Annotated in this window: 26 protein-coding genes; 8 read left to right on the top strand and 18 right to left on the bottom strand. The window is 39.9% G+C overall.

The window, feature by feature from the left end; genetic code table 11:
• The first annotated feature begins 296 nt into the window (after window positions 1-296).
• The 8 genes from FYJ25_RS11050 (at window position 297) to FYJ25_RS11015 (ending at window position 6384) form a co-directional block, all read left to right on the top strand.
• Window positions 297-557 (top strand): type II toxin-antitoxin system Phd/YefM family antitoxin, encoded by a 261-nt coding sequence (locus FYJ25_RS11050; protein ID WP_021907082.1) that lies wholly within the window; start codon window positions 297-299, stop codon window positions 555-557.
• A complete protein-coding gene (locus tag FYJ25_RS11045) occupies window positions 550-813 on the top strand; it encodes a Txe/YoeB family addiction module toxin (RefSeq protein WP_096241294.1) in 264 nt (87 codons plus the stop codon). The genes FYJ25_RS11050 and FYJ25_RS11045 overlap by 8 nt, the downstream gene beginning before the upstream one ends.
• Window positions 814-1899: 1086 nt before the next feature.
• Entirely contained in the window at window positions 1900-2277 is a 378-nt protein-coding gene (locus FYJ25_RS11040; protein WP_005351801.1) for a BMC domain-containing protein, read from the top strand.
• 34 nt (window positions 2278-2311) lie between these two features.
• On the top strand, window positions 2312-2791 hold the full coding sequence (locus FYJ25_RS11035) for a EutP/PduV family microcompartment system protein (RefSeq protein WP_021907080.1): 480 nt from the start codon (window positions 2312-2314) through the stop codon (window positions 2789-2791).
• A gap of 17 nt (window positions 2792-2808) precedes the next feature.
• Entirely contained in the window at window positions 2809-4062 is a 1254-nt protein-coding gene (locus tag FYJ25_RS11030; RefSeq protein WP_154581318.1) for a phosphotransferase, read from the top strand.
• 14 nt (window positions 4063-4076) lie between these two features.
• Complete coding sequence (locus FYJ25_RS11025; protein WP_154581317.1) at window positions 4077-5300, top strand: phosphotransferase; 1224 nt, start codon at window positions 4077-4079, stop codon at window positions 5298-5300.
• Window positions 5301-5858: 558 nt separating this feature from the next.
• Window positions 5859-6113: a hypothetical protein gene (locus FYJ25_RS11020; protein WP_330578346.1), complete on the top strand. Its 255-nt coding sequence runs from the start codon at window positions 5859-5861 to the stop codon at window positions 6111-6113.
• Complete coding sequence (locus tag FYJ25_RS11015; RefSeq protein WP_243145738.1) at window positions 6106-6384, top strand: DUF4160 domain-containing protein; 279 nt, start codon at window positions 6106-6108, stop codon at window positions 6382-6384. Before FYJ25_RS11020 ends, FYJ25_RS11015 begins: the two co-directional genes overlap by 8 nt.
• A gap of 177 nt (window positions 6385-6561) precedes the next feature.
• On the opposite strand, the gene FYJ25_RS11010 is transcribed toward FYJ25_RS11015, so the two are convergent.
• The 18 genes from FYJ25_RS11010 to FYJ25_RS10925 form a co-directional block, all read right to left on the bottom strand.
• Entirely contained in the window at window positions 6562-6909 is a 348-nt protein-coding gene (locus FYJ25_RS11010) for a hypothetical protein (protein ID WP_021907075.1), read from the bottom strand.
• 331 nt (window positions 6910-7240) lie between these two features.
• A complete protein-coding gene (locus FYJ25_RS11005; protein WP_021907074.1) occupies window positions 7241-7792 on the bottom strand; it encodes a BMC domain-containing protein in 552 nt (183 codons plus the stop codon).
• A gap of 17 nt (window positions 7793-7809) precedes the next feature.
• A complete protein-coding gene (locus tag FYJ25_RS11000) occupies window positions 7810-9138 on the bottom strand; it encodes an SLBB domain-containing protein (RefSeq protein ID WP_154581315.1) in 1329 nt (442 codons plus the stop codon).
• Window positions 9139-9154: 16 nt separating this feature from the next.
• Complete coding sequence (locus tag FYJ25_RS10995; protein WP_021907072.1) at window positions 9155-10561, bottom strand: aldehyde dehydrogenase family protein; 1407 nt, start codon at window positions 10559-10561, stop codon at window positions 9155-9157.
• Complete coding sequence (locus FYJ25_RS10990; protein WP_021907071.1) at window positions 10561-11574, bottom strand: cob(I)yrinic acid a,c-diamide adenosyltransferase; 1014 nt, start codon at window positions 11572-11574, stop codon at window positions 10561-10563. The genes FYJ25_RS10995 and FYJ25_RS10990 overlap by 1 nt, the downstream gene beginning before the upstream one ends.
• Window positions 11575-11585: 11 nt before the next feature.
• A complete protein-coding gene (locus tag FYJ25_RS10985) occupies window positions 11586-11861 on the bottom strand; it encodes a EutN/CcmL family microcompartment protein (protein WP_021907070.1) in 276 nt (91 codons plus the stop codon).
• 12 nt (window positions 11862-11873) lie between these two features.
• Entirely contained in the window at window positions 11874-12752 is an 879-nt protein-coding gene (locus FYJ25_RS10980) for a flavoprotein (protein WP_021907069.1), read from the bottom strand.
• A gap of 8 nt (window positions 12753-12760) precedes the next feature.
• A complete protein-coding gene (gene eutJ, locus FYJ25_RS10975) occupies window positions 12761-13579 on the bottom strand; it encodes an ethanolamine utilization protein EutJ (protein ID WP_021907068.1) in 819 nt (272 codons plus the stop codon).
• 202 nt (window positions 13580-13781) lie between these two features.
• The gene (locus FYJ25_RS14770) at window positions 13782-14579 is read right to left on the bottom strand and encodes a BMC domain-containing protein (protein ID WP_154581314.1); all 798 of its coding nucleotides are present in this window, start codon (window positions 14577-14579) and stop codon (window positions 13782-13784) included.
• Window positions 14580-14622: 43 nt separating this feature from the next.
• Complete coding sequence (locus FYJ25_RS10965) at window positions 14623-14985, bottom strand: glycerol dehydratase reactivase beta/small subunit family protein (RefSeq protein ID WP_021907066.1); 363 nt, start codon at window positions 14983-14985, stop codon at window positions 14623-14625.
• Between the two features lie 9 nt (window positions 14986-14994).
• Entirely contained in the window at window positions 14995-16809 is a 1815-nt protein-coding gene (locus FYJ25_RS10960) for a diol dehydratase reactivase subunit alpha (RefSeq protein ID WP_227083968.1), read from the bottom strand.
• A gap of 32 nt (window positions 16810-16841) precedes the next feature.
• Window positions 16842-17336 carry a diol dehydratase small subunit gene (locus FYJ25_RS10955; RefSeq protein WP_227083969.1) on the bottom strand — a complete coding sequence of 165 codons (495 nt, stop codon included), beginning with the start codon at window positions 17334-17336 and terminating at the stop codon, window positions 16842-16844.
• 15 nt (window positions 17337-17351) lie between these two features.
• On the bottom strand, window positions 17352-17999 hold the full coding sequence (locus FYJ25_RS10950; protein ID WP_154581313.1) for a propanediol/glycerol family dehydratase medium subunit: 648 nt from the start codon (window positions 17997-17999) through the stop codon (window positions 17352-17354).
• A gap of 23 nt (window positions 18000-18022) precedes the next feature.
• Window positions 18023-19684 (bottom strand): propanediol/glycerol family dehydratase large subunit, encoded by a 1662-nt coding sequence (locus FYJ25_RS10945; protein WP_330578345.1) that lies wholly within the window; start codon window positions 19682-19684, stop codon window positions 18023-18025.
• A 175-nt stretch (window positions 19685-19859) separates the two neighbouring features.
• Entirely contained in the window at window positions 19860-20672 is an 813-nt protein-coding gene (gene pduB / locus FYJ25_RS10940; protein WP_021907063.1) for a propanediol utilization microcompartment protein PduB, read from the bottom strand.
• Between the two features lie 43 nt (window positions 20673-20715).
• Window positions 20716-20988, bottom strand: coding sequence for a propanediol utilization microcompartment protein PduA (pduA, locus tag FYJ25_RS10935; protein WP_005344403.1), 273 nt, complete (start codon window positions 20986-20988; stop codon window positions 20716-20718).
• 234 nt (window positions 20989-21222) lie between these two features.
• A complete protein-coding gene (locus FYJ25_RS10930; protein ID WP_021907062.1) occupies window positions 21223-22377 on the bottom strand; it encodes a 1-propanol dehydrogenase PduQ in 1155 nt (384 codons plus the stop codon).
• Entirely contained in the window at window positions 22364-23431 is a 1068-nt protein-coding gene (locus FYJ25_RS10925) for a response regulator transcription factor (RefSeq protein WP_021907061.1), read from the bottom strand. The genes FYJ25_RS10930 and FYJ25_RS10925 overlap by 14 nt, the downstream gene beginning before the upstream one ends.
• Window positions 23432-23531 lie beyond the last annotated feature (100 nt).

Here is a 23531-nt window from a genome sequence, read left to right as displayed (position 1 = left end):
ATGATGGAATTGATGGAACAGGCATAAGCCTCTTTCTTCATCCTGTGTATTTTATTCAGTTTTCAATGTCACAGATGAAGGAAAGGGGCTAAATTTATGCCTAAAAATAAGGTTTTCGGACAGGCTGAGGGGGAGGACAGAACAGATTGGCTATTTCAATGACTTGGCTGTTATGTAATTTAAGAATTCCTCTGGATTTTATGAATTTTTTAATAATCCATTGATTCTTCGAGCATAATATAATAAAATAAAGGTACTAAAAACCGTACTTTTTTTGGTACAGAAAGGAGATATATATGATAGCAACAAAGCAAATGGATCTTAGGGCAAATATAAAAAAATATTTTGATTTAGCATTTAACGGTGAAACCATTGTCGTATCAAGGAAAGAAAATAAAAATGTAGTTGTTATTTCGGAACAGGAATATAATGAACTTCAAAGAGCAAAGCGTAATGCAGAATATTTAGCAAAACTAGATAGGAGTTTCGCACAATTAAAACAAGGGGAAGTTGTCATAAAGTCTATGGAAGAACTGGAGCGCATGGCAGATGAATGATTTCACTTTTACAAAGGAAGCATTTGAGGATTATCTTTATTGGCAGATTCAGGACAAGAAAACAATGAAAAGAATTAACTCTCTTTTAAAAGATATACGAGCAAATGGAGCCATGAAGGGAACTGGAAAGCCAGAAAAATTAAAATATCGTCCTGGATATTCAAGAAGAATTGATGAAGCAAATCGCTTAGTTTATGAAATTGACGAACTTCAAAATATTAAAATTTTATCCTGTCGGGGACATTATGAATACTAGAATGTGTTTAAAAACCCTCCGGATAATAACTATTTGATTCATTAGGGGAAACAGACGAAAATAAAAAGAATAGACCATAGTAAATGTAAAGATATCACTGCGTAGAAAATGCCTGTCCGGCATTTTTACTTGCTCTCACATTACATTTACTATGGTCTATTCTTTTTATTTTCTGTTTGTTGGCTTCACATGGAATGAATGCAATAGTCTTTGGGTAGATAAAAGGGGAGAGGTCAGAAGTCTACTATTTACTTGGAAGATATCTCTGTCATGGAATTTTATTTACCCGCTCTCACATTACAGTTGCGATGGTCTCTCCACTATGCTGACTTTTTTCAAGTTTCACTGATGATAAGATAATATCACTGTACATGATACATTTATCATTATCTTGTCGCAACATATCGTTTTTCTCAAAATGTATGTCATACGTTATATGACACATACCTCGCAGCAAGAATACCGAGGCGTTCTTGAATTAGAATGTACGATAAATATAAAGGCGATTTTTTTACTTTTTTGTAAAATGACAAGTCCTTTCTCTCTTATCGCTCGTTAAAGAGCGAGAAAATAATCTTCTGACGATACATCTTCCGAGCAAGCAGGAACCTTTCTGACCTCTCCCCCCTTTTCCTTCCCAAAGACTATTGCATTCATTCCTTCTGGAGCCAAAACACAGAAAAAAGAAATAATACCATATCCCAGATGCGGCTTCGGAGCGTGTTTAAGATGCGGATAAGCATCTTAAACACAGCGACTACAGAGCAGATGGGATATGGTATTATTTCTTTTTTCGTCTGTTTTCTCTAATGAATTAAATTGTTATTCCCCTTCCTCTCTTCTTGTAAAATCACAAAAGAATACTTGTAATTTATGACGGAGTTGCATTTACTTTACGGACACATTTTTATATAATATACACATATAGCATAAATCATGATGGATTAGTGTGTGCATTGGTCTGCTTTTTACATTTATTTGCATTGATATGACAAATCTTGTTCTCTGTGGCTACTTTTTAGCTGTAGAACGGTTTACTGATATGAACGATAAAAACAGATTGATGGATAACGAAAGGAGGAATCCATGACGAAGGATATGATCAATAACGGGGTTAATTCAGATGATAAGTCCCGTATTATTCAGGAGTATGTTCCGGGTAAGCAGATTACGCTTGCTCATATGGTAACCCGTCCAAAGGCTTCTGTTTATAAGAAGCTTGGTCTGCCGGATGATTATCATGATGCGATCGGTATTTTGACAATCACTCCTTCTGAGGCAACAATTATTGCGGCAGATATTTGTACGAAGGCGGCTTCTATTAAGTTAGGTTTTGTAGACCGTTTTTCTGGTTCTGTTATTATTGTAGGTTCTACTTCTAATGTGGAATCTGCACTAAACAGTGTTATTACCACCTTCTATAATAAGCTCGGTTTTGATACCGTTTCTATTACAAAGACTTGATTTAGATACACTTTAGTTTGGAGATTATTTTTTTATGAAAATTATGTTGATTGGTCCGTCGGCAGCGGGCAAGACTACGCTGATTCAGCGTCTTATTGATGAAGAGATTAAGTATGATAAGACGCAGGCAGTGGAGTATATTGGCAATTTTATTGATACGCCGGGTGAATATATGCAGCAGAGGGGATACTGGGGTTCTTTGACCATCACTTCCCACGATGCGGATATTATCGGACTGGTACAGGATTCTAGCAGTGAGGACTGCTGGTTTTCCGGTGGGCTTACAAGTAAGTTTGAAAAACCGGTTGTCGGTGTTATCACGAAGATTGATAAGGATGATTCGAATCCAAAGCAGGCTCGTTCCTATCTGGAGCTTGCCGGATGTACGACTATTTTTGAGGTGAGTTCCTATACCGGAGAAGGTGTGGAGGCTTTGTCTCAGGGATTCCACGATATGGTGAATAAGTACAGGGAAGAGAATAAAAGCCGTTATGCCGATGATTATTTTGATTAGAACAGGGGGTGGTAGGCTTGATTACACTATCAAAGGAGAATGTCGTTGATTATGTGAAGTCAAGGCTCGATTTTTTTAATCCAGATGGAGACATTAAAGTTTCTGCAATTGGAGAAGGTAGTGTAGAAGAAGACGGAGATGGTTTTATTAACTTTGTCTATCGTGTTTCTGACGGAGAGCATCATTTAATTGTAAAGCAGTCTACTTTGGAAGCTCGTTCTAAGGGTAGCTTCACTTTGGATTTAAACCGCTATAAGCTGGAATACGATGCCATGAAGATCTGTGCTGCGATCGTACCAGATCTGATTCCGAAGTTATATGACTGTGATGAGGAGAATCGTGTATTTATTACAGAAGATGTTTCCTATCTTCGAATCTCCCGCTTCCAGCTTTTAAAGGGTGTTACTTATCCAAAGCTTGCAGACCAGATTGCAAGATATATGGCAGCAACACAGTTTTACACATCTGAATATTATTTAGATACAAAGTGTTTTCGTGATCTGAGTGTTCATTTCATGAATACAACTATGCGAAAGATTATGGAAGTCGGCATGTTCCTTACAAGTGTAACACCGGAGGATACCGTCGGACGACCTCTTGATCCGGAATTCATTACATTTTCCAAGAGAATCTGTGCAGACCCTGCTGTTCTCTTAGCAAGACAAAAACTGAGACATCTTTTTATGTCTAAGGGAGAATGCCTGATTCACTGCGACCTGCATACCTCCAATATTTTTGCCAGCCAGACTGAAGCAAAGGTAATCGACATGGAGTATTCCTTCTTCGGACCTTTTGCTTATGATATGGGATATTTTACTGCGAACTTTATCGCACAGTATGCTGCCGCTGCTTTCCGTCCATTTGAGACAGAAGGAGCTCGTAAGGAATTTAAAGCATACTGCCTATTTATGATTCGTGAAACCTATGTGAAATATTGTGAATATTTCACACAGTACTGCAAAGAAGATTGCAAGCCTGAGTACCAGAATATTCCGGGTCTTGCCGAAGACTTCTGCCTGACAGCTCTTCGCGAGTTTATCGGCTTTGCTGCAAGTGCAATGCTTGGTCGTATCTGCGATCTTATTCCATATCCGGATTACGATGATATTGACGATTATGTACAGCGTCACAACGCTAAATGTTTCTCTATCATTTTAAACAGGGAAATGCTTGTAAAATGGGAATCTTATAATTCTATTGATGAATTTATTCAGGACATCCTTACTATAGAAGAAATCTACTGTAGAAATATTAAAGATTTGAAATTATAAAAGGGAGGCACATTATGATTATTCTTACAAAGGAAAATATTCTTTCTTATATAAAAGAGCATGTGCCTTCCCTGCAGTTAAAAGAGCCGGTTAAAGTTTCTATGATTGGAGAAGGCGACCTCGGTGAAGACGTGGAAGGGGATGGTTACTGTAACTACGTTTTTCGCGTCAATGATGCCGATGGACATTCTTACATTGTAAAGCAGTCCACAGAACAATTAAAACGGCGTGGGCGTGCCCTCACTCCGACTCGTAACCGTTTCGAGTACGAGATTATGGAACTTAGGGCAAAGATTGTTCCGCAGTATGTTCCCGCTCTGTATCTTGGCGACCCGGAAAACAATGTATTTATTATGGAAGATGTTTCAAATCTAAAGCTCATTCGTTTCCAAATGAATAAAAATCATCTTTTCCCGGAACTGGCAAAGCAGGGTGCACAGTATCTTGCCGCCACACATTTTTATACCTCAGAATTCTATCTTCCAACAGAAGAATACCGCAAGCTTCTCGCACATTTTATGAACGCAGAACTGCGTGTTGTTATGGAGAACGGCATCTTCCTCAATATTTTCGGAGCAGATCAGTACGACCCTGCCTGCGGTCCGGAATTTGAAGAATATTGCAAGTCGATTCGCTTTGACCCAAATCTTGAATTCCAGAGATATAAACTGCGCCATCTCTTTATGAGCAAGTCAGAAACATTGATTCATGGCGACTTCCATACTTCTAATATCTTTGCAGATGATACACATTTGAAAGTTATCGATATGGAATATACCTTTGGGGCACCGTTTTCATACGATCTCGGATTCATCATTGCAAATATTATTTCCCAGGCCTGCTCCGCAGCTGTCCGCCCATTTGATACGGAAACGCATCGAAAGAACTATGTCGCTTATCTCATCTCCCTTATCGAGATGCTCTATACTTACTATATTGAGTTCTTCTTTGAATACTGGGAAAAAGATGCGAAGCTTGAATATAAGATTACAAATGGCTATAAAGAAAGCCTTGCTCTTGATATTTTACGAGAATGCTTTGGCTTTGCAGCCTGCGTAAACTTCAGCCGCGTATGTGGTGATATGGATACAGCCGACTTTGACTGCATCAAAGATAATACACTCCGCACAAAGGCGAAGTTTACTTCTGTTACGATCGATAAGGTTCTGTTTGAAAAATGGGATTCTTATAATGATATTAAAGAAGTCATTGAAGATATTGTAAATGTATTATTCTAGAGAAATAGACGAAAAAGAAACAATACCATATCCCATCTGCTCTGTAGTCGCTGTACTTAAGATGCTCATCCGCATCTTAAACACGCTCCGAAGCCGCATCTGGGATAGAGTATTGTTTCTTTTTCTGTGTTTTGGCTCCAGAAGAAATGAATGCAATCGTCTTTGGGAAAGAGATGGGGAAGGGGACAGAAGGTTGTGGCTTATTCTGATGCCATTTTCTCAATAAAAATCTCTGATAGAGATATCTTCCGAGCAAGAATAGTCTCCTGACCTCTCCCCCTTCTCTCACCAAAGACTATTTCATTCATTCCATGTGATACCAACACACAGAAAATAAAAAGAATAGACCATTGCAAATATAATGTGAGAGCAAGTAAAAATGCCGAACAGGCATTTTCTACGCAGTGATATCTTTATATTTGCAATGGTCTATTCTTTTTATTTTCGTCTGTTCCCTAATGAATTAAATAGTAAAAATATTTCATGTTTTGTAGTATAATACTAATACACTATAATTTAAGAATATGAAATGGGGTGAAAGATATGATGTATCCATATATGACATTAGCAGATGAAACAGAAATTGTTCATTCTCAAATCATTGAAAAAGATGGCATGAAGAAAGTAATAGTAAATTTTGAACGTCCAACTGAAAATGGCTTTGATTCTGCAAGATGTGAATTACCAGATTATAAATGGACAGAGAGAATAGGCTATTCCGATGAAGAAATAGAGATGTTTGAAGAACTTTTACACAGTAACGCACATTTGTTGTACAAATATGCTGAAAATGGAGGGATTCAAATTGCCTAAACTATTTATGGTAAGTGGATATAGCGTATATTTTTGGTCTAATGAAAATAACGAACCAATTCATGTTCATGTAGCTAAAGGCAAACCAACACCTAATGCAACAAAAATATGGCTTACAAAATCAGGAGGCTGTATTTTAGCCAGTAATGGAAGTAAAATTTCAAATAAAGAGCTAAATGAATTAATGGAATTTATATCTGCTCAGTTTTTTCTCATTTGTACTAAATGGAAACAAGCATTTGTGACAGAAGATATAAAGTTCTACTGCTAAAATTAAAGTTTTTGCTACCAAAACACAGAAAATAAAAATAATAGACCATTGCAAATATAATGTGAGAGCAAGTAAAAATGCCGAACAGGCATTTTCTACGCAGTGATATCTTTATATTTGCAATGGTCTATTATTTTTATTTTCGTCTGTTCCCTCCTAATGAATTAAATAATAATCTTAGAAAGAAAATACGTTGAATTTTGATGTTTTTGTCTTGAATTCAAGACTATCTTTTTCGATTCTGTAAGAATCTAAATAGCAGTATGTTTCTCCTGCTTTCGATGCTGCGCTGTCATGGAAACGTACATCGCTGTCTACTTTAACTGTCATATTCCAGGATGGTTCTGTGATTCCTCTGCAGCTATAGAATACATCAAAGATTACTGTTCCAATTTCTTCTCTGTTATCTTTAAATGAAAATGATGGCTCTGCCATTCCTTCTAATCCGTTCATGCGGCACATACCGATGAAGTTTAAGATGTTCTTTTTGTTAGCTTCTGTGATTGGAATATATGTTTTTCCCATTTTGCTTTTACTCCTGTCCTTTTATATTTTTGTTATATATCTGTTTATATTTTTTCACATTATTTTTGTTTTGTCTATATTAATTCACAAGATACTTTTGTGATACTTACTTTATAATCCTCTTTTTTATCTTGTCTATATTGAAATTAGGACTTCTTTTTTTCTTGGAACTAATTCCTTTTATAGCTGAAAAAGGCTGCCCGCCTACGGGAATCTTTCCCTCCTGGCCCTGTATGGCTGAGGCGAAAGCCCGATTTATGCGGACAACCTTTCCTATATACTTAAGTTGATTATAACTACTATAATTAACTATCCATGATGTGAGGGCTTATTACTTCAATAAACTTTCAACAATCTGTGGATGTGGACGTGGAATAATTGAAGTAGATGTTACTTCTCCACTGATTCCTAATTTTGCAAGACATGCATTAACTGCTGATCTTACAGAGGATACTTCTCCTGTGATTACTAAGTATCCTTTACCGCCTAAACCTCTGGCAATTCTTAAGTCAACGATGCTGACTTTGGAAGCCTTTACTGCTGTATCGGCTGCAATAATTGCTGTTAAAGCGGAAATTGTCTCAATTGCGCCAACTGCCTGGATCTGCTGAGTTGGAGTTACTCCAGCAATAGCTGGGAGAACTTCTTCACGAATATTGTCAAGGATATGTGTGTCGATTAAGTAAATTCCGCTTACGAGTTCAGCTTTGCTCATAGCAGCTTTTACAGGACCTACATGTCCGCCAACAATAATTACATATTTACCAGGACAAATTGGTGTAGACAGTAATAATTCTACATTACCTGCTTTAACCATTTCATCTGCTGTCTGGATACCAACAGGAATGCTTTTAATTTCTACGAATCCAACTGCTTTTCTCACTGTGTAAACACCATCCTTTATTTTTCGATTGAGATACAACCGTCAGCGATTGCTTTGACTGTACCGCTGATACTAGCATGAATACAAGCACCTAATTTACCTTCTGCAGGCTGAGCGATCACATCGCCTTTTACAACGGTATCACCAACACTTACACATGGAACTGCAGGTGCGCCGATGTGCTGTCCTACAGGAATAGATACGTGATCTATCTCTGTTGTTAATTCTGTCAGAGGAGCTGGCACATTATACTGAGTCAGTCCAAGACGAGCAATTAACGTCTTAATAGGGAATCGTTTGTACTCTCTCATTGGATGTACTGATTCTGGCTGGTTATGCAATGTACTCTTAATACCCTGTTTTGCCATGATACCTTTCAGTTCATGATTTACCTTCCAAGGCTGGAGGTTCATGATACATGCATACTGGCAAAGACGACACTCTGAACATAAGAATGCGATCATTGGTGTATCAGAACCATCGCATAAGCTTCCGTAGCTTGCAAATCTGATAGTCTTGTTTGGTTCAATTCTATGTCCGATCAGATGACGAGGACATACTTCTGAACACATACTACAGTGACAACATGCAGCTTTTGCCATATGAAGCATCTTAGGTATTGGAAGTTTTACATCCTGAATTAACGGATGGTCTTCCGGTAATACGATTAAGCCTTTTGTTGTTTTTGTAATCTTAGAATCTAACGCAACATGTTTACCCATCATAGGACCGCCGTTAATTACGACATATGGTCCGTTTACGGTAACTCCTCCAGCGAGGTCTAATGCTTCTTTTACTGTCATACCAAGTGGCAGTTTCAATGTAATGTGATTCTTTACTTCACCGGCAAATGTCACATAAGAATCTGTAACTGGTTTATCTTCAAAGTAAGCATTGTAAATGTTAAGCATGGTCTCTACATTGGAAACGATAACTCCACACTGTAGAGGAATTCCACCTTCTGGTACAATTCTTCCCGTAACTTCGTATACTGTAATCTGTTCATCACCAGCTGGATAGAAGTTTGGAAGGAGATGAAGGCTAATGCCTTCATACTCTCCCAAGAGCTGGTTAAAGCTGTTAATTGCTGCTTCATAGTGACCTTTTAAGGCAATTACACCCTTGTCTGCACCTACTGCTTCCATGCAGAGCTTTAATGCATCAAGAATTTTCTTTGTCTCAACGGCCATAAGCTGCTGATCGACTCTTAATAACGGTTCACATTCAGCACCATTAATGATGACATATTCAGCCTTAGCATTCATTTTTACATGAGTAGGAAAACCTGCACCACCGGCACCAACGATACCGGATTTTGCAATGATATCAATAAGGTTTTTTTCCATTTAACTCACCTCTTAATTATTTCATTCTGATATGGAGACCGTCCTGTAATACACATCTTCTCTTACGGCAGAATGATTTAGCAGATGTTAAACCTTCACCTGTAGGTCCGGCAATTGTGAATGTTGTATATCCCATTCCGCCAACACCGATACCTGCATAAGATGGACCATTCTTTACGAAAATAGTTGTTTCGATTTCTTTTGCCATCTTTGTAAGTTTATCTACATTCTTAGAATGCATCATAGCTGTATGTCTGTTACCATGTTCTACTTCTACAGCGAAGTCGATAGCTTCATCTACGTTAGGAACACGAACGATAGGAAGGATAGGCATCATTAACTCGATCTGTACGAATGGATGATCCTTAGGAGCTTCCATGATGATACATTTAACTTCTGGTCCAACCTTGATTCCAACTTTGTCAAGGATGTACTGTGCGCTCTTACCTACGAAGTTAACAGCTGGTTTCTTTCTGTCTTTTGTTACGAGATCAACCATCTTTTCGATGATTTCAGGATCTTTTACTTCGTATGCGCCATTGTTCTTCATGTTGAAGATTAAGTAGTCAGCGATCTGATCTACAGCGATAACTTCTTTCTCTGCGATACATGGAAGGTTGTTATCGAAAGAACATCCGTTAACGATGTCTTTTGCTGCTTTTTCGATATCAGCTGTCTCATCTACTACTACTGGAGGGTTACCAGCACCAGCTCCGATAGCTTTCTTACCTGTGGACATAACTGCTTTAACGATTCCAGGACCACCTGTAGCAACAAGCATACGAACCTTTGGATGGTTCATCATGATGTTTGTGTTTTCGATAGATGGTTCTTTTACAGTTACGATTAAGTTTCTAGGAGCGCCCAGTTCTTCTAATTTAGCGTTCAGTTTTTTAATTAACCAGATGGAAACGCCTTTTGAACGTGGATGTGGGCTAAATACTACAGTGTTTCCACCAGCGAGCATTGCGATGGAGTTACAGATAACTGTTTCTGTAGGGTTTGTTGTAGGAGCGATAGCACCAATTACACCGAATGGACAGTACTCAACTAATGTAAGTCCGTCATCACCTGATAAAGCTTCTGTTGTTAAATCTTCAACACCTGGGGATTTAACTGCTGCTAAACGGTTTTTGATTACTTTATATTCATAAGCACCCATTCCACTTTCTTCTACTGCGAGCTTACTCATGTACTCAAGGTTTTCTTTTGTACAAACAACCTCTCTGATACCTTCAACGTATCTCTGTCTGTCAGCCATGGAATGGTTCATATATTCTTTCTGTGCTTTTGCGGAAGCTTCGATTGCTTCATCCATAGTATCAAAGATACCATATCCATATTCACTTTCGCAGGAGCCAGTCTCAACATCGTTTAAAACTTTTTTAACGACTTTTTCAATTAATTCAACATCGATATTCATTATGCTTTTCCTCCTTGCATTTTTTCTAATGCGTATGTCGCTACTGCCATATCCTCTTCAGCGGTACCACCACTTACTCCGATAGCTCCGATTACTTTGCCATCTTTCTTGATCGGGTATCCGCCTCCAAAACAAATAATTCTGCCATCACCAGAATTATGAAGACTCCACAGGCTCTCACCTGGTTTCGTCACATCAGCAAGATCACATGTCGGACACTTTAAAGCACAGGCAGTGTATGCTTTATCCTGAGACACCTTTGTACTGATCAAAAGGGTTCCTTCCATGCGCTGGAAGTATAATAAGTTTCCACCTTCATCTACTGCGGAAAATGCAACTGGAACACCAATTTCTTTTGCCTTTTCTTCTATGAATCCAGCCATCTTTTTCAAGCTTTCCATTGACATATCCATGCTGTTTTCTTCCTTTCTCATAGATCCTAAGGTTTCAACTACCTGTCTCACTGTGTCTTTTAATTCTTCGATCTCCTGATCTTTTGCTCTTGCCTCTTCGAGACGAGCCATTGCAAAGCATGCATCGGATAAACGATTGATATACTTGCGTAACTCCTCACGAACAGGAACCTGTTTTGCCAGTGCTGTCATTATTCTCTCTGCACGTCTTACAATTGTTCTTGAAACATGTAAGGCTGCGGAGGAAGGATTAACTCCAGGTACTACGAATTCTCGCATCAGCCCGTTCACTTCGGTGGATTTATCAATGATATTTTCGAGGTATTTGATATCAGCTTCCCCGATCTTATCTTTGAGCATTTCCATTCCTCTTGCATCACTGGCTAATTCAGCACCTGCCTGGAACATCCTCTTCTGAATATGATTAATATATTCTTTTATTTCCGGTGAATCAGTCAGGGTATAAGCCACTCCCAAAGAAGAGATTGCTTCATCGACAGTTCCGTAAGCATCAACGTTTAAACTGTCTTTGTCAACTCTGGAACCACCATACAGACCCGTTGTTCCTTTATCACCTGTTTTTGTATAAATATTTGACATTATTCACACCCTTAACACTGTGATATTTCTACGGTATCGACAATGCCGACAATCGCAGCATCTACTGGCAGGTCAGTCTTTTTACCATCTGACATACGTGCGGAGCTTCCGCCTACGACAATTACGGTTTCACCATCGCCGGCTCCAACAGTATCAACAGCAATTTCTGTCTGTTTCTTTGCTGTAAGATCCTGATTGATCTTTTCAACGATAAGAAACTTACTGCCGGTCAGGCTTGGAGCCTTAACAGTAGAAACTACTGTACCAATCACTTTACCTAAATACATGTCTTCACCTACTTACTCTTTTACAATCGTAATTCCGCGATTTAAAGCTTCGTCTTTTGCAAGACCGGTAACTAATGCATCCTGTCTTACAACGATTGTTTTAAATCTCGCATTCTTTGCTATATCGACTCTGCCGATTACTTTTTTATCAAGTTTTACACTGCCGGATGCTCCCGCTTTTTTAACAGGCTGGCTTACTGACTGTACTGCCGGCTCCATCTTTGCGGAAACGATTCTCTCTTTTTTTGGTGCCGGCTTACTGTTATCCAGTGCCGGAAGAGAAATCTTTGCAGAGAAAACTTCATTTACTTTACTGCACAGACTATAGTCTGTAGTCAATGTGATTCCGTATGCGAGCATATCTTCAAGATTATGCCGCATTTTCGCTTTATAAGCTTCTGTTACTTTAAAGCCTAACTGCTCTCTTACCTTGTTATCCGGACAGCAGCCATCAATTGCTGCCACGATTGGCTTTCCTGTAGCCATCGCTCTGGAAATCATATTGGTAAGAAGATTATCACTGATACAATTTGCAACCTTTGCGGCTGTATTAATTGTCAGAGACGGAATAATTACAAACTGACTGTCGTCTACAATCTGTCTGCCGTTAACCGGAGCGCCCTCAACATAAATGGCATCCGGATCAATGTCATTTTTGATACGTTCTTCTGTAATTACTTCTCCTGCTGCCTTTGACAGTACTGCTGTCAATGTCCAGCCGTCTTTTTTCAGTTCATTTAAGGATGTTACTGCATCCTTATATCCGATCAAAGCTCCGGAGAAAAGAACTGTTGCCTTCTTACAGGCCTGTGCGTATCGTAAGATGACCTGATCTGAAATGTATTCCACAATGGTTGACATAAGCGCTTCTTCAAATTCTTTTCTATTCATTATGCCACCTATTGCTTATTGCAGTTCATGGCAATTCCTAATGGAGTAACCAGTAAAGGTTCTTTCGGCTTAATCGTCTTAACCCCTGTTTCCTTCTCAAAAACACTCTCGAACTTTTTAAAGCTGCAGGCACCGCCTACTACATAAATAACGTCCACATCGTATCCCTGGATAAAACGGGCAACGATTGCTGCCATCTTTTCAATTACCGGTTTAACCACAGGAAATACCAGCATTTCCTGTTTCGGATCTTTTTTGATTCTCTCGGCCTCTTCAAAGGAACATCCAAGACTTCCAGCAAGAACCAGAGTCATGTGTGTTCCACCTGTAGGCTCATCTGCTGTAAAGATAACCTCTCCATCTTTGAGAATGCTGATACCGGTCGTTCCACCACCGACATCCACTACTGCTCCGTTTGTAATACCAAGAACAGAGGCGGCAGCAGTTGGTTCATCAACAACATTGATTACATCCAGTCCAACAGATTCAACTACGTTAGAAATTACCTTTACATTTCCAGAAATAATTCCCGGCGGAACAGCTGTGGCAGCTTCGTAAAACTCCACTCCCATCAGGTCTTCCAGCTTGGCTTTCATATTTCTGACCGCTCTGGATGCACCCATGAAATCCACAACGATTCCATCCCGTACAACCGTGGACGGATAGGAGGCCCCGGCAATTGGTGTGTTATTGGAATCTACAACAGATACTACAATGTTGGCGGTTCCAAGATCGACACCCAATCTCAAATCCCCTTCATAGGGACGAAATTCTTCATTTTTGATAAGCTCCGAAAATCCAACTAAAACGTTATTGTAATCGTTCATGTGATCCCCTTATTCATTCTAATGTTCGAATACCGAATCATTATTGTCAGGATTGCATGTGTCTGTCTCGGTATCCACATGCATCCATTGCGCATATTTGTATGTACAAAAAGTACGTTATTATTGATACTATGGCAGGAAAGGCGGGAAGCCTTTCCTTGCCTGATTTCTAAATTGATAATCCAGAGCCGATTATTCCGATTTATTTGTTATCGTTATTATCGGTGTTCTTTTTTCTTCTGGATCTGCTTCTTCTATTTCCTGTTGAAGTCTTTCCTTTAGAAGTTTCTGCTTTTTTATCAGAATCTTTCTTCGTTTCAGTCTCTTCAGGTGCTGCTTCCTCTGTTTCCGGTTTCTCTACTGGAGTCTCTTCTGCCGGAGCTTCTGGTGCAGGTTCTTCTGCCTTCGGCTCTTCTACAGGAGCTTCTTCCACTGGAGCTTCTTCTACAGGAGGTTCCTCTGCAGATTCTTCTGCTTTTGGTTCCTCTACAGGAGCTTCCTCTTTGACCTCTTCCGTTTCAGGTTCTTCTGATGTCGGCTCTTCTTCTTCGGATTCTTCCACTACAGGCGGTTCAGGTGCTTCCTCGGTTACTACCTCAACCTCTGGTTCTGTTTTTGGTTTCCAGTTCTTTACAAGTACCGCTTTCTTAGTATCGCCCTTTGGACGATAACCTTCTGCAAGAGCGATATCTCCACCAACAGTTTCTCTGTTGTCTACGAGTAATTCTCTCATGCCGTCTGCCGGTCTTGCCTTTAACAGTGTACTCTTTGTTCCACTTAATGAACCGTTAACTGCTTCTGCTGCTTTCTTACCTGCTGCAATTGCTGCTCTACATGCTCCGACGTTACCTTCTACTTTTACAGTACACATTCCGCCGCCTTTTGCATATTCATAACCAAGCAGTCTTACATTAGCAGACTTAACAGCCGCATCTGCTGCTGCCACACAGGCAGCTAAACCAAAGGTTTCAATGAAACCAAGACATTTATTGTTAGACACCTTCACACCTCCTCACATTTCAGAATTAATTGATTGTAAAGCCTTAATCCAGAACTTTGAATGGCATTTTCTTTACCAGTCTTGCGGCATTAGCGCCGATTTTCCGGAACAGCTCTGTCTGATATAACTTAATCTTAAAAAGAGGGGCCGCCTTATCCAGCTTCTCATGCTGAAGAACAACGCCTTCTTTGCTGATACCAACGCCCACCCCTAATCTTGAATTCAAGCTGGCATTATGTGCAAGTTCTAATACGGAACTGCAATGCTCTGCCTGAACATCATAGGGGATACCTTCCTCTTCGATTCCAAGAAGGACACTGACAAAATCAGCTTCAGAAAGGTGATCACAGTCATAAAAAACTTTCACTGAAGGTCTGTTATCAATTACTGTATTGCTTCCTTCCATAATTGTCTCCTATACATCAGCACAAGACATCGCAAGTCCTGTTGCTACCGCATTACGAGGGCCTTCGCATCCGCGAATGTTTCCTCGACCAGCTACTATATTATATTGTGATAATGCATCAGTTACGAGAGTCGGCACCTCGAAGTCGAGTGCAGAACCACCTACTAATACTACAAATTCGATATCACGAACATTACCGGTAGGACTTACCTTCGCTAATGAACGAATCGCATTTGTTACAAATACTTTCTTCTTTGCATTGGTTCTTACCATCTTAATCTTTTCCATGGAATCCTGTCCCTCAATTGGAACAAGCTCTCCTTCTTCTTTGACTAAGACAACCTTTGCAAATACATTTGGATCTAACGGTTTTTCGAAGAACTGAACTGTTCCGTCTTCGTGACGGATATGGAAAAGGCTCTCAACTTTTGCAAGAGAATACTTTTTAATATCTTCTGCTGTATTGAAATCCTCCAGCCCTAGTTCTGACTGAATAAGTAAAGTTACCATATTTCCGGCTCCTGCCAGATGGACAAGCTTTACATTTCCTTCTTTGTCTTTAATTGAAGCATCCGTTGATCCTGCTCCCATATCTACTATGGCAAGTGGTACATTTGTACCAGGCGTCGTTAAAGCTCCTTTAATAGCCATATCTGCCTCAACACCGCCAACATATACAGGAATCTTTAAACGATCTGTCAACTCTTCTGCAATCATCTTCATCTGAAGACGATCTGCTTTTACCATCGCAGCAATCCCTACTGCACTTTCCAGTGAAAATTCATTTGCCAGACCACCTTTTACCTTCTGAGGATTAAAAGTATCTACTGCAAGTAAATCCTGAATCTTAATATCTTTTGGATGCTGGTTTGTAAGATTTGACATGACCTGACGAACTTTTTCAAGCATACCGCCGGCATTCGTTCCCGGTTCACCTTTGATGTCTTCGATAACAGGAATACTGTTTACCGCCTCCATCATCTTTTCGGCTCCCTCTTCTACACCAACGATTACTTTCTTCTTCTCGCCAATAATTTCAATAGAACCGGCTGGAATACGTCTTTCTTTTACGTCTCCTTCCGGTGTTTTAATGACAACAGCAGAACGATTTCCGATTAACGCGCGGGCAATTGGTACAACCTGTTTTGTATCTTCCGCTGACAGTTTAAATAATGTTGCGATACCATATGGGTTAGAGAGTACTTCTACCACTCCACCAACAGGTGCAACTTCTACTGCACATAACATTCCGAGAGGTACTTTATCGATCATACCCACCTCATCAACGATAGGAATCTTCTTTTCAAGCCTGTTGTTAATCAAAACGCCATCATCGCGCTGGACAATGGCACCTGTAATGTTAAATATTTTATTATATCGGTTAATGAGCACAGCGGCAGTCTCGAAGGAAACTTCTGCCGGAATAACCACAATCACATCCTCAGCTTCTTTAACCGTATCTAAACGATCAATTCTCTGAGATGTTCCAACACCAATCCCAATACCACCAGGAGTATTGGGATTGTGTCCAATCATAGTAGATTCTGTGATAATAGTCTCTGTGATTGTCTCCATAGCGACATCACCGATAACGGGAGCGGCTTCATTGATACGAACTTCATCAAGATCACTGATCTCAAAGCCTACTTGATCAAGGGCATTCTTCAGTGACTGAAAAACTCCATGTATATTCTGCTTCGTTCCTTTGATTCCAGTCGTACCTGTGATACCACTAGAAAGAAACGTCACATTTTTACCATCAATTCTGGCAATTGCAGTTTCCGTTGTTGCATTGCCAATATCAACGCCCGCAACTAATTTCACTTCTCATACCTCCGTTGAAATCAATCAACTAATTATTTTCTTAAACGGTTACGTTTTTCGTAAATATCAGCAGCTTCTTTAACGAAGTTACCACTTACTGTAGCACCGTACTCATTGATTAACTCATCACCGATTGCATATAATTCAGCTTTTGTTGAACGATATGGTCTAAGAGCGTTATAAATCTCAAGAAGTCTTGCATCAGGTACTGGGATTAATTCACCAGCTCTTCTTAAGTTTGTTGCGAAGAATCCACGTCCAGCAGATTCAGCAACCTGAGCCTGTAATTCCAGAGTATCTTTTGTGATACGGAAATCTTTAGCGTCTAACTTACCGTCGATAACTCCCTGTAATGTTAACTCATCTAAAGACTTTCCAGAAGCACTTTTGATTAATTCTGGTTTTTTCTCTCCCAGTGGGTAATCTTCAACCGTAACCTTGCCTTCACATTCGCAGGCTGCGGCAGAACCCTGCATGTTTTTCATAACTTCCTGCATAATCTGTCTTACTAATAATTCCTGATCCACGATTGACACCTCCGTTTATTTAAATACAACTTTAAGAGCTTTAGGAGCTTTATCTCTGTCTGCATGCTCTGTTTCTTTGATGTGCAGTACAGCGGATAAAGCCTGGAATTTAGGTCTTGCCATCTGGTCATTCTTTACAGGTACCGGATTTGGTGATTCACCTTTAGCGTACTGAGCAGCGTTCTTTCCGATTGCTCTGTATGTTTCAAGGTCAATAAGTGGGCACTGTGGGAATAACTCTAAGTTAGACAGCGGTGGAAGGTCTTTCTGATGGATTACAGTTGTACCTTTGGACTGAATTCCAATACCGATTCCTGATCCTGATAACTCAGCAGCATCATGAGCGATGAAAGATACATCGGATGTTCTGTAAACTTTAACAATTCTACAGGAAACTCCTTCTTCCTCTAAACCAGCCATGATCTCTTTAACGATCTCTGCATGAGGGATTCCAACGATGTTAGTTGTCTGGGATTCTCCGAATGCAGGAGCTAAACCTAAAACAACTTCGTTAGGATTTGTACCTTTTTCAGCGTCACCAATTTCAGTGATCTGCATACCAGGGCATTCATAAGCTTCTTCAGCTGCTGCTGAGGAAGTTGTGTTCATTTCTTTAAGAACTTCAGCGATAACACTTTTTAATAATTTTTCATCAATTGCCATTATGGTTCACCTTCCTTACTCGATTAAAGTTTAGCCGGATCTACTGCAGTACGGATATCAGACAGTTTCTCCCAAAGTTCTGGGCTGATCTGGTAACCTGTCATAGGTCCTTCATAGCAGTTAGGGCTGTTAACAGCAGAAATTACATGGAACTTATCATCAAGCATGGAAGCTGTATGTAAGTAGTCACCAACAACTTTAGCTTTCTGAATGTTGAAGATAGACTCTGCAACGTCTTCGAATCCACCCTTGTAAAGAGCTTTAACGAAATCAATACCTGTAACACCACGGTTAAGCATATCTGTAGCAGCTTTAAGGTCAGCTACAACGTCACGGTCTGGCATATCCTGTGATCCACGAGCATATGTAGCAGCTTCAACTTCTTCGTCTGTAATTTCAGGTAAACCTAATTCACGGAACAGTGCCTGAATAGCTCTTGCAGCTTTATTACGTGCTGCAACAACTTCTTCTTCTCTTGCAGGAAGAAGACCAGCATCTACTTTTAAGTCACGCTGGATAACTACCCAGTCATCATAATCGTCTGCATCCCAGTTAGAACCTGCGAACATGTTATCATAGTTAGGTGTTGCAGAATATCCGGAACAGATATAGTCAGTTCCAGGAATGAACTGAGGGATAGAACGAGCAACTCTACGAAGATCAGAATGTGTAAATGTCTGGTCATTAGAAGAAGCGTTCTCAAGGTCAAGCATAGCAGCGATTAAGTTCTCACATGCAACGGCGCGGATACCACCAGGTACAGCGGCTGGAACACCGATACAAGATACGGAACCATTCTGAGTTCCCTGAACACCAGCACCACGAGTAACACCAAGACATCTAGCCTCAAGGTAAAGCATGGATTTTCCTTCTGCCATACCCATCTGAACTTCTGAACCAGTACCAGATGTAAATCTCATCTTAACACCACGAGATGCGTAGCAGGATGCTAAGAAAGCTTTGGACCAAGGAGTATCATCACCATCCATGAATACGTCTTCAGTTCCGTATACGGATACTGTCTCAGCGTAAGCGGTGTAACCCCTCATACCTAAGTCAAGCTCTGTAGCTTCTTCTACAGCACACTGTGTAAGGATACCAGGACGTCCAACGTTAGCACCTAACATGATAGCGATAGCGTTAAATGGAGCGTAACGTACGATACCTACTGTTGTCTCCATCTCAGCGAATCCACGAACAGCTGCTTCTGCTGCATCTGCTGCGATCTGGATCATGTTATCTTTTACGTTTGTAACGTGACACTGGTTAGCTGGTTTTAAACGACATCTCATCTTAGTAATACCCATCATTACTTCGAGTACGTTCAGGTTACCAACGATTTCAACTAACTTAGCAGGTGTAACTGCTGTAGTATATTTTAAGCACTCTGCTCTTGGTACGTTAATATCTACTAACATACGTGCGATCTGCAGAGAATCTGTAGCCATAGCCTCTTCTGCAAAGTCAAGGTTAATAGCATATTTAGCGATGAATGCATCAAGCATATCAAAGTCTTCTCTTGCTTTTCCATCCATTTCAACGACTTCGCCGTTTACGATCTTGATAGATGGAGTAGGGTCGAATGGGCTGTTCATGGCAATGAAGCCTACTTCTGGCCATTCTTTTGCATAACCATCCTGGTTAACAGGTCTTTGATCTAAATATTCAAAACGTTTACTTCTCACGGTCTCAACACCTCTCAAATTCTCAATTAAACTATCTTTTATTTAAAATCTATTCAAATAAAAGGATTACAATATCCACTTGCAGGCTCTCACCCCCGCTTTATGGATATCTCATGCATTATTCCTTATGCGGCTCTCACCCCGTATAAAGAAGCTTTAAAAATCAGAGCGTTTCTTAGATATATGGAACAGTACCAGATTCCAGTGGCTCACTTGGCTCTAAAGCTTTGAGTAACTGTTTACCAACTTCTCTTGCACCAATGATAGCCTGTCTAACTGCTCCTGAATCTCCTGTGAAGAAGAAGTTAACCTCGTTAGAGAAGGATGTTCCACCATTACCTGGTGTAGCGATAGCGATAGGATCGATAGTAGCTGTCTTAGAAGCTGTATCGGCTAATACGATACCAATACCTGAAGGAGCTCCTACAGTGATACCAAATGCTTTACCAACAACTGCGCCAAATGCTTTCTCTAAGCAGTAAGAAGCACGTGCTGTGTACTGGAACTCAAGATGTCCAGCGGAGTTTCCGTATACATCACCGAAGTGTTTGCCAACGAAGCTTAATGCAACTTCTACAGCTCTTCTTGCATCAGAAACATCTTCTGCACCGAATACGATTAAGCATCCATGTCCAGCGCCGCCTTCTGTATCACGAGGGCACTCGATCATGCAAACTTCTGTGTTTGTAGCTTTAACAGCTTCATCTGCTGCGAAGATCTGAGGACCTGCACCAGTACGATCTGCAAGGATACCGATTGAACGATATTTAGGGTCGATCTTTAATAATTCATGAACACTGTAGTCAAGGTTAGCGATTACTAAACCGATTGTGTGTCCCATAGCTGTTCCAACATACTCTGTTAAACCGCAAAGGTCTTCATTGATTCCCTGAGGAGCTTCGCAAGCCATACTCTGAGCAGGAGCATCTGTGCCACCCATTTTTTTCATAACTTCGTCCATGATTTTAGCCATCATTTCATCTTTCATTGAATTATACCTCCATTAATAATTGATCAGACAAGGACTAACTCTATTGTGGTAAGATCTTTTCTACGTCTGTATGTGGTCTTGGGATTACGTGGCTGGAAACTACTGTACCAACTTTATCTGCAGCAACTGTACCTGCGTCTACAGATGCTTTAACAGCTCCTACGTCACCTCTTACCATAACTGTAACTAAACCGGAACCGATTTTTTCGTATCCTACTAATGTTACGTTTGCTGATTTAACCATGGCATCGGCTGCTTCAATTGCGCCAACTAAACCTTTGGTTTCAATCATTCCTAAAGCTTCTTTCTGCATAATTGACCTCCTTATAAAATTCTTATCTGCCCCGTGGTTGATTGTTCTGGCAGACTTTATTTTGGTTGATTTACAGGATAGTATCATTATATAGCACTTTTCACAAAATTACTTGGCTAGTGCCTATAATTTTTAGTTTTTAAACACATAAAAACTCATGCATTTATTTATATTCATGATACTTTGTTGCCATATTCACCACAGAGCAGCAAATGATTCTGTATACAAACGCTACTATTTTGCAATATGATCAAGAATTTTATTAATATCTTCTGCTGTAACCTTTCTAGGGTTAGCCTGTGTACATGCATCAGCCAATGCACGACGCACAATTTCTTCTCTGTGTTTATTAAATTCTTCTACACTGACGCCACATTCGGACATACACTGTGGACGATCCATATATTTTAACAGACGCTGGATCTCTGCAATCAGATTAGCCACACCAACTTTAGGTGTAGGAGCTGGCAGGCCAACGATTCTTGCCATCTTCTGATATTTCTTTGCTGCGTCATTGCTGTGTTTTGCGCCTTCTCTTGCCATATCAGCATTAAACTCAATAACATAAGGAAGTACTAACGCATTGGCTCTTCCATGTGGAATGTGGAAGATTGCTCCTAAAGCATGAGCGATACCATGGTTTACACCAAGGTTTACAAGGTTAAATGCCATACCTGCAAGGCAGGATGCTCTGTGCATCTTATCTCTTGCTTTAATATCATAACCATTGCGGTAAGCGCGTGGAAGAAATTCAAAAGCAAGCTCTGCAGCTTTTTCTGCCAGACAGTCAGAACAATCGCTTGCTGTCTCTGAAACATAAGCTTCAAGAGCATGGGTAATAACATCCATTCCTGTATCCGCTGTAATAAACGGAGGCGCTGACTTAACAAGTTCCGGATCAAGGATAGCAATATCTGGCATAAGACTCTCATCAATCAATGGAATCTTAACCCCTGTCTTACTGTCTGTTACAACAGCAAACTGTGTAACTTCGGAACCTGTACCACTTGTTGTCGGCAGGGCAATCAGTTTGATCTTCTTCTGATTATCAGGATTCTGCTTTTCGTCAATCTTCTTAGCCATATATACAATGGCCTTCGCCGCGTCAATGGAAGAACCTCCTCCAAGAGCAACTACGACATCACAGTCCTTATCCTGCAAAAATGCGATACCCCTTTCAATCAGATCCATTGGTGGATCAGGGACAACTTCACTGAAAACGGAAACCTCTTTACAATTAGACAGCTTCTTTAAGATTATGTCTGCCATACCTGAATCTACCATAAACTTATCAGTAATCAGGACCGCATTCTCATCTTTTTCTTCAAGAAGTGCGTCTATGGCGTCTTCACTGAATAAAACTTCAGTGGAAAGTTTAAACCGTTTCATTTTCCTCCTCCTTTCTGTTTCTGTACTTTTCTCTATACTCAGACGGCGTTAATCCGGTCTTCTTCTTGAAGGCCTTACTGAAGTAATTCGCTTCATTATACGCCAGATCCAAGGCAATATTAAGCACCGGAATATCTGTGTTGACCAGCATTTCTTTTGCCAGGTCCATCTTCCGGTCTGTGACATAGGTGATAAAGTTCACACCCATCTCTTTTTTGAATATCTTACTTAAATAATAAGTACTGATATTCACATGGTTTGCAACATCCTCAAGGCTGATTCCCTTCTTGAGATTTCTCTCTATGTAATCGATAACCGCCTTCATGCCCCCTTCTGAGAGCTTACCCTTGATATTCATCTTATCAAAGAGAATGTCTACCATCTTGATAATTTCATTATAGGCATCATGTTTATTATTATAAAGAAGATACTTAATCTTAAGCTTCTCCATCTGAACTACAAGTTCATTCGTATCAACGATTCCAAGTTCCTCACTGATACGCACGATTGTCTTAGCAACCTCCTGCAGTCTCTTTGATATAATATTAACATCATGCTCCTCTAAGTATAACTGGTCTATGTACTCTCTTAAAATGTCTACAGAAGCTTTATAAGAGCATTTTTTTAATTCCATTTCGAACTTTGAAAGCAATTTATTACTCTTGCCGGTCTGTCGTCCCTCTCCTAAACGGCTTGCAAATGACTTCACAGACTCAAGTAAAACCTCTTTTCTGATAGGTTTGAGCAGGAAATCATCCACCTTCAACTTTATTGCTCTATGCGCAATATTAAAATCATCATATGCAGTTGTTATAATAATAACAGCTTTTGGAAGTTTTTTCCTTGCATATTTAATTACTTCCATACCATCTATCCCAGGTATGTTAATATCTACTAGCAGAAGATTGATATCTTTCGAATCAATCATCTCTACTGCTTCAAAACCACTCTTCGCTTCTCCGACAATCTCTACATCTAATAAATTTTCCTCCAGAAAAATCTTCATGGAGGTTCTTTCTAATTCTTCATCCTCTACAATTAATATCTTATACAAGGTTTCTCTGCCTTTCTATTTCTGTTATTTCTACTATTTCTATTATTTTTTACTACCCCTGCTATTTCTGCTATTATTCCGTAATCCCGTTGTTTCGCTG

The organism is Anaerobutyricum soehngenii (assembly GCF_009697165.1).
GTDB classification, from domain to species: Bacteria; Bacillota; Clostridia; order Lachnospirales; family Lachnospiraceae; genus Anaerobutyricum; species Anaerobutyricum soehngenii.
Note: the sequence above shows the minus strand (reverse complement) of the source record. Positions and strands in the feature narration are given on the sequence as shown.

What these genes read in the sequence shown, in the direction of transcription:
- FYJ25_RS11050 (WP_021907082.1), top strand. Translation starts at nt 297, where the DNA reads ATGATAGCAACAAAGCAAATGGATCTTAGGGCAAATATAAAAAAATAT.
- FYJ25_RS11045 (WP_096241294.1), top strand. Translation starts at nt 550, where the DNA reads ATGAATGATTTCACTTTTACAAAGGAAGCATTTGAGGATTATCTTTAT.
- FYJ25_RS11040 (WP_005351801.1), top strand. Translation starts at nt 1,900, where the DNA reads ATGACGAAGGATATGATCAATAACGGGGTTAATTCAGATGATAAGTCC.
- FYJ25_RS11035 (WP_021907080.1), top strand. Translation starts at nt 2,312, where the DNA reads ATGAAAATTATGTTGATTGGTCCGTCGGCAGCGGGCAAGACTACGCTG.
- FYJ25_RS11025 (WP_154581317.1), top strand. Translation starts at nt 4,077, where the DNA reads ATGATTATTCTTACAAAGGAAAATATTCTTTCTTATATAAAAGAGCAT.
- FYJ25_RS11020 (WP_330578346.1), top strand. Translation starts at nt 5,859, where the DNA reads ATGACATTAGCAGATGAAACAGAAATTGTTCATTCTCAAATCATTGAA.
- FYJ25_RS11010 (WP_021907075.1), bottom strand. Translation starts at nt 6,909, where the DNA reads ATGGGAAAAACATATATTCCAATCACAGAAGCTAACAAAAAGAACATC.
- FYJ25_RS11000 (WP_154581315.1), bottom strand. Translation starts at nt 9,138, where the DNA reads ATGGAAAAAAACCTTATTGATATCATTGCAAAATCCGGTATCGTTGGT.
- FYJ25_RS10995 (WP_021907072.1), bottom strand. Translation starts at nt 10,561, where the DNA reads ATGAATATCGATGTTGAATTAATTGAAAAAGTCGTTAAAAAAGTTTTA.
- FYJ25_RS10990 (WP_021907071.1), bottom strand. Translation starts at nt 11,574, where the DNA reads ATGTCAAATATTTATACAAAAACAGGTGATAAAGGAACAACGGGTCTG.
- FYJ25_RS10985 (WP_021907070.1), bottom strand. Translation starts at nt 11,861, where the DNA reads ATGTATTTAGGTAAAGTGATTGGTACAGTAGTTTCTACTGTTAAGGCT.
- FYJ25_RS10980 (WP_021907069.1), bottom strand. Translation starts at nt 12,752, where the DNA reads ATGAATAGAAAAGAATTTGAAGAAGCGCTTATGTCAACCATTGTGGAA.
- eutJ (WP_021907068.1), bottom strand. Translation starts at nt 13,579, where the DNA reads ATGAACGATTACAATAACGTTTTAGTTGGATTTTCGGAGCTTATCAAA.
- FYJ25_RS10965 (WP_021907066.1), bottom strand. Translation starts at nt 14,985, where the DNA reads ATGGAAGGAAGCAATACAGTAATTGATAACAGACCTTCAGTGAAAGTT.
- FYJ25_RS10950 (WP_154581313.1), bottom strand. Translation starts at nt 17,999, where the DNA reads ATGGCAATTGATGAAAAATTATTAAAAAGTGTTATCGCTGAAGTTCTT.
- pduB (WP_021907063.1), bottom strand. Translation starts at nt 20,672, where the DNA reads ATGAAAGATGAAATGATGGCTAAAATCATGGACGAAGTTATGAAAAAA.
- pduA (WP_005344403.1), bottom strand. Translation starts at nt 20,988, where the DNA reads ATGCAGAAAGAAGCTTTAGGAATGATTGAAACCAAAGGTTTAGTTGGC.
- FYJ25_RS10930 (WP_021907062.1), bottom strand. Translation starts at nt 22,377, where the DNA reads ATGAAACGGTTTAAACTTTCCACTGAAGTTTTATTCAGTGAAGACGCC.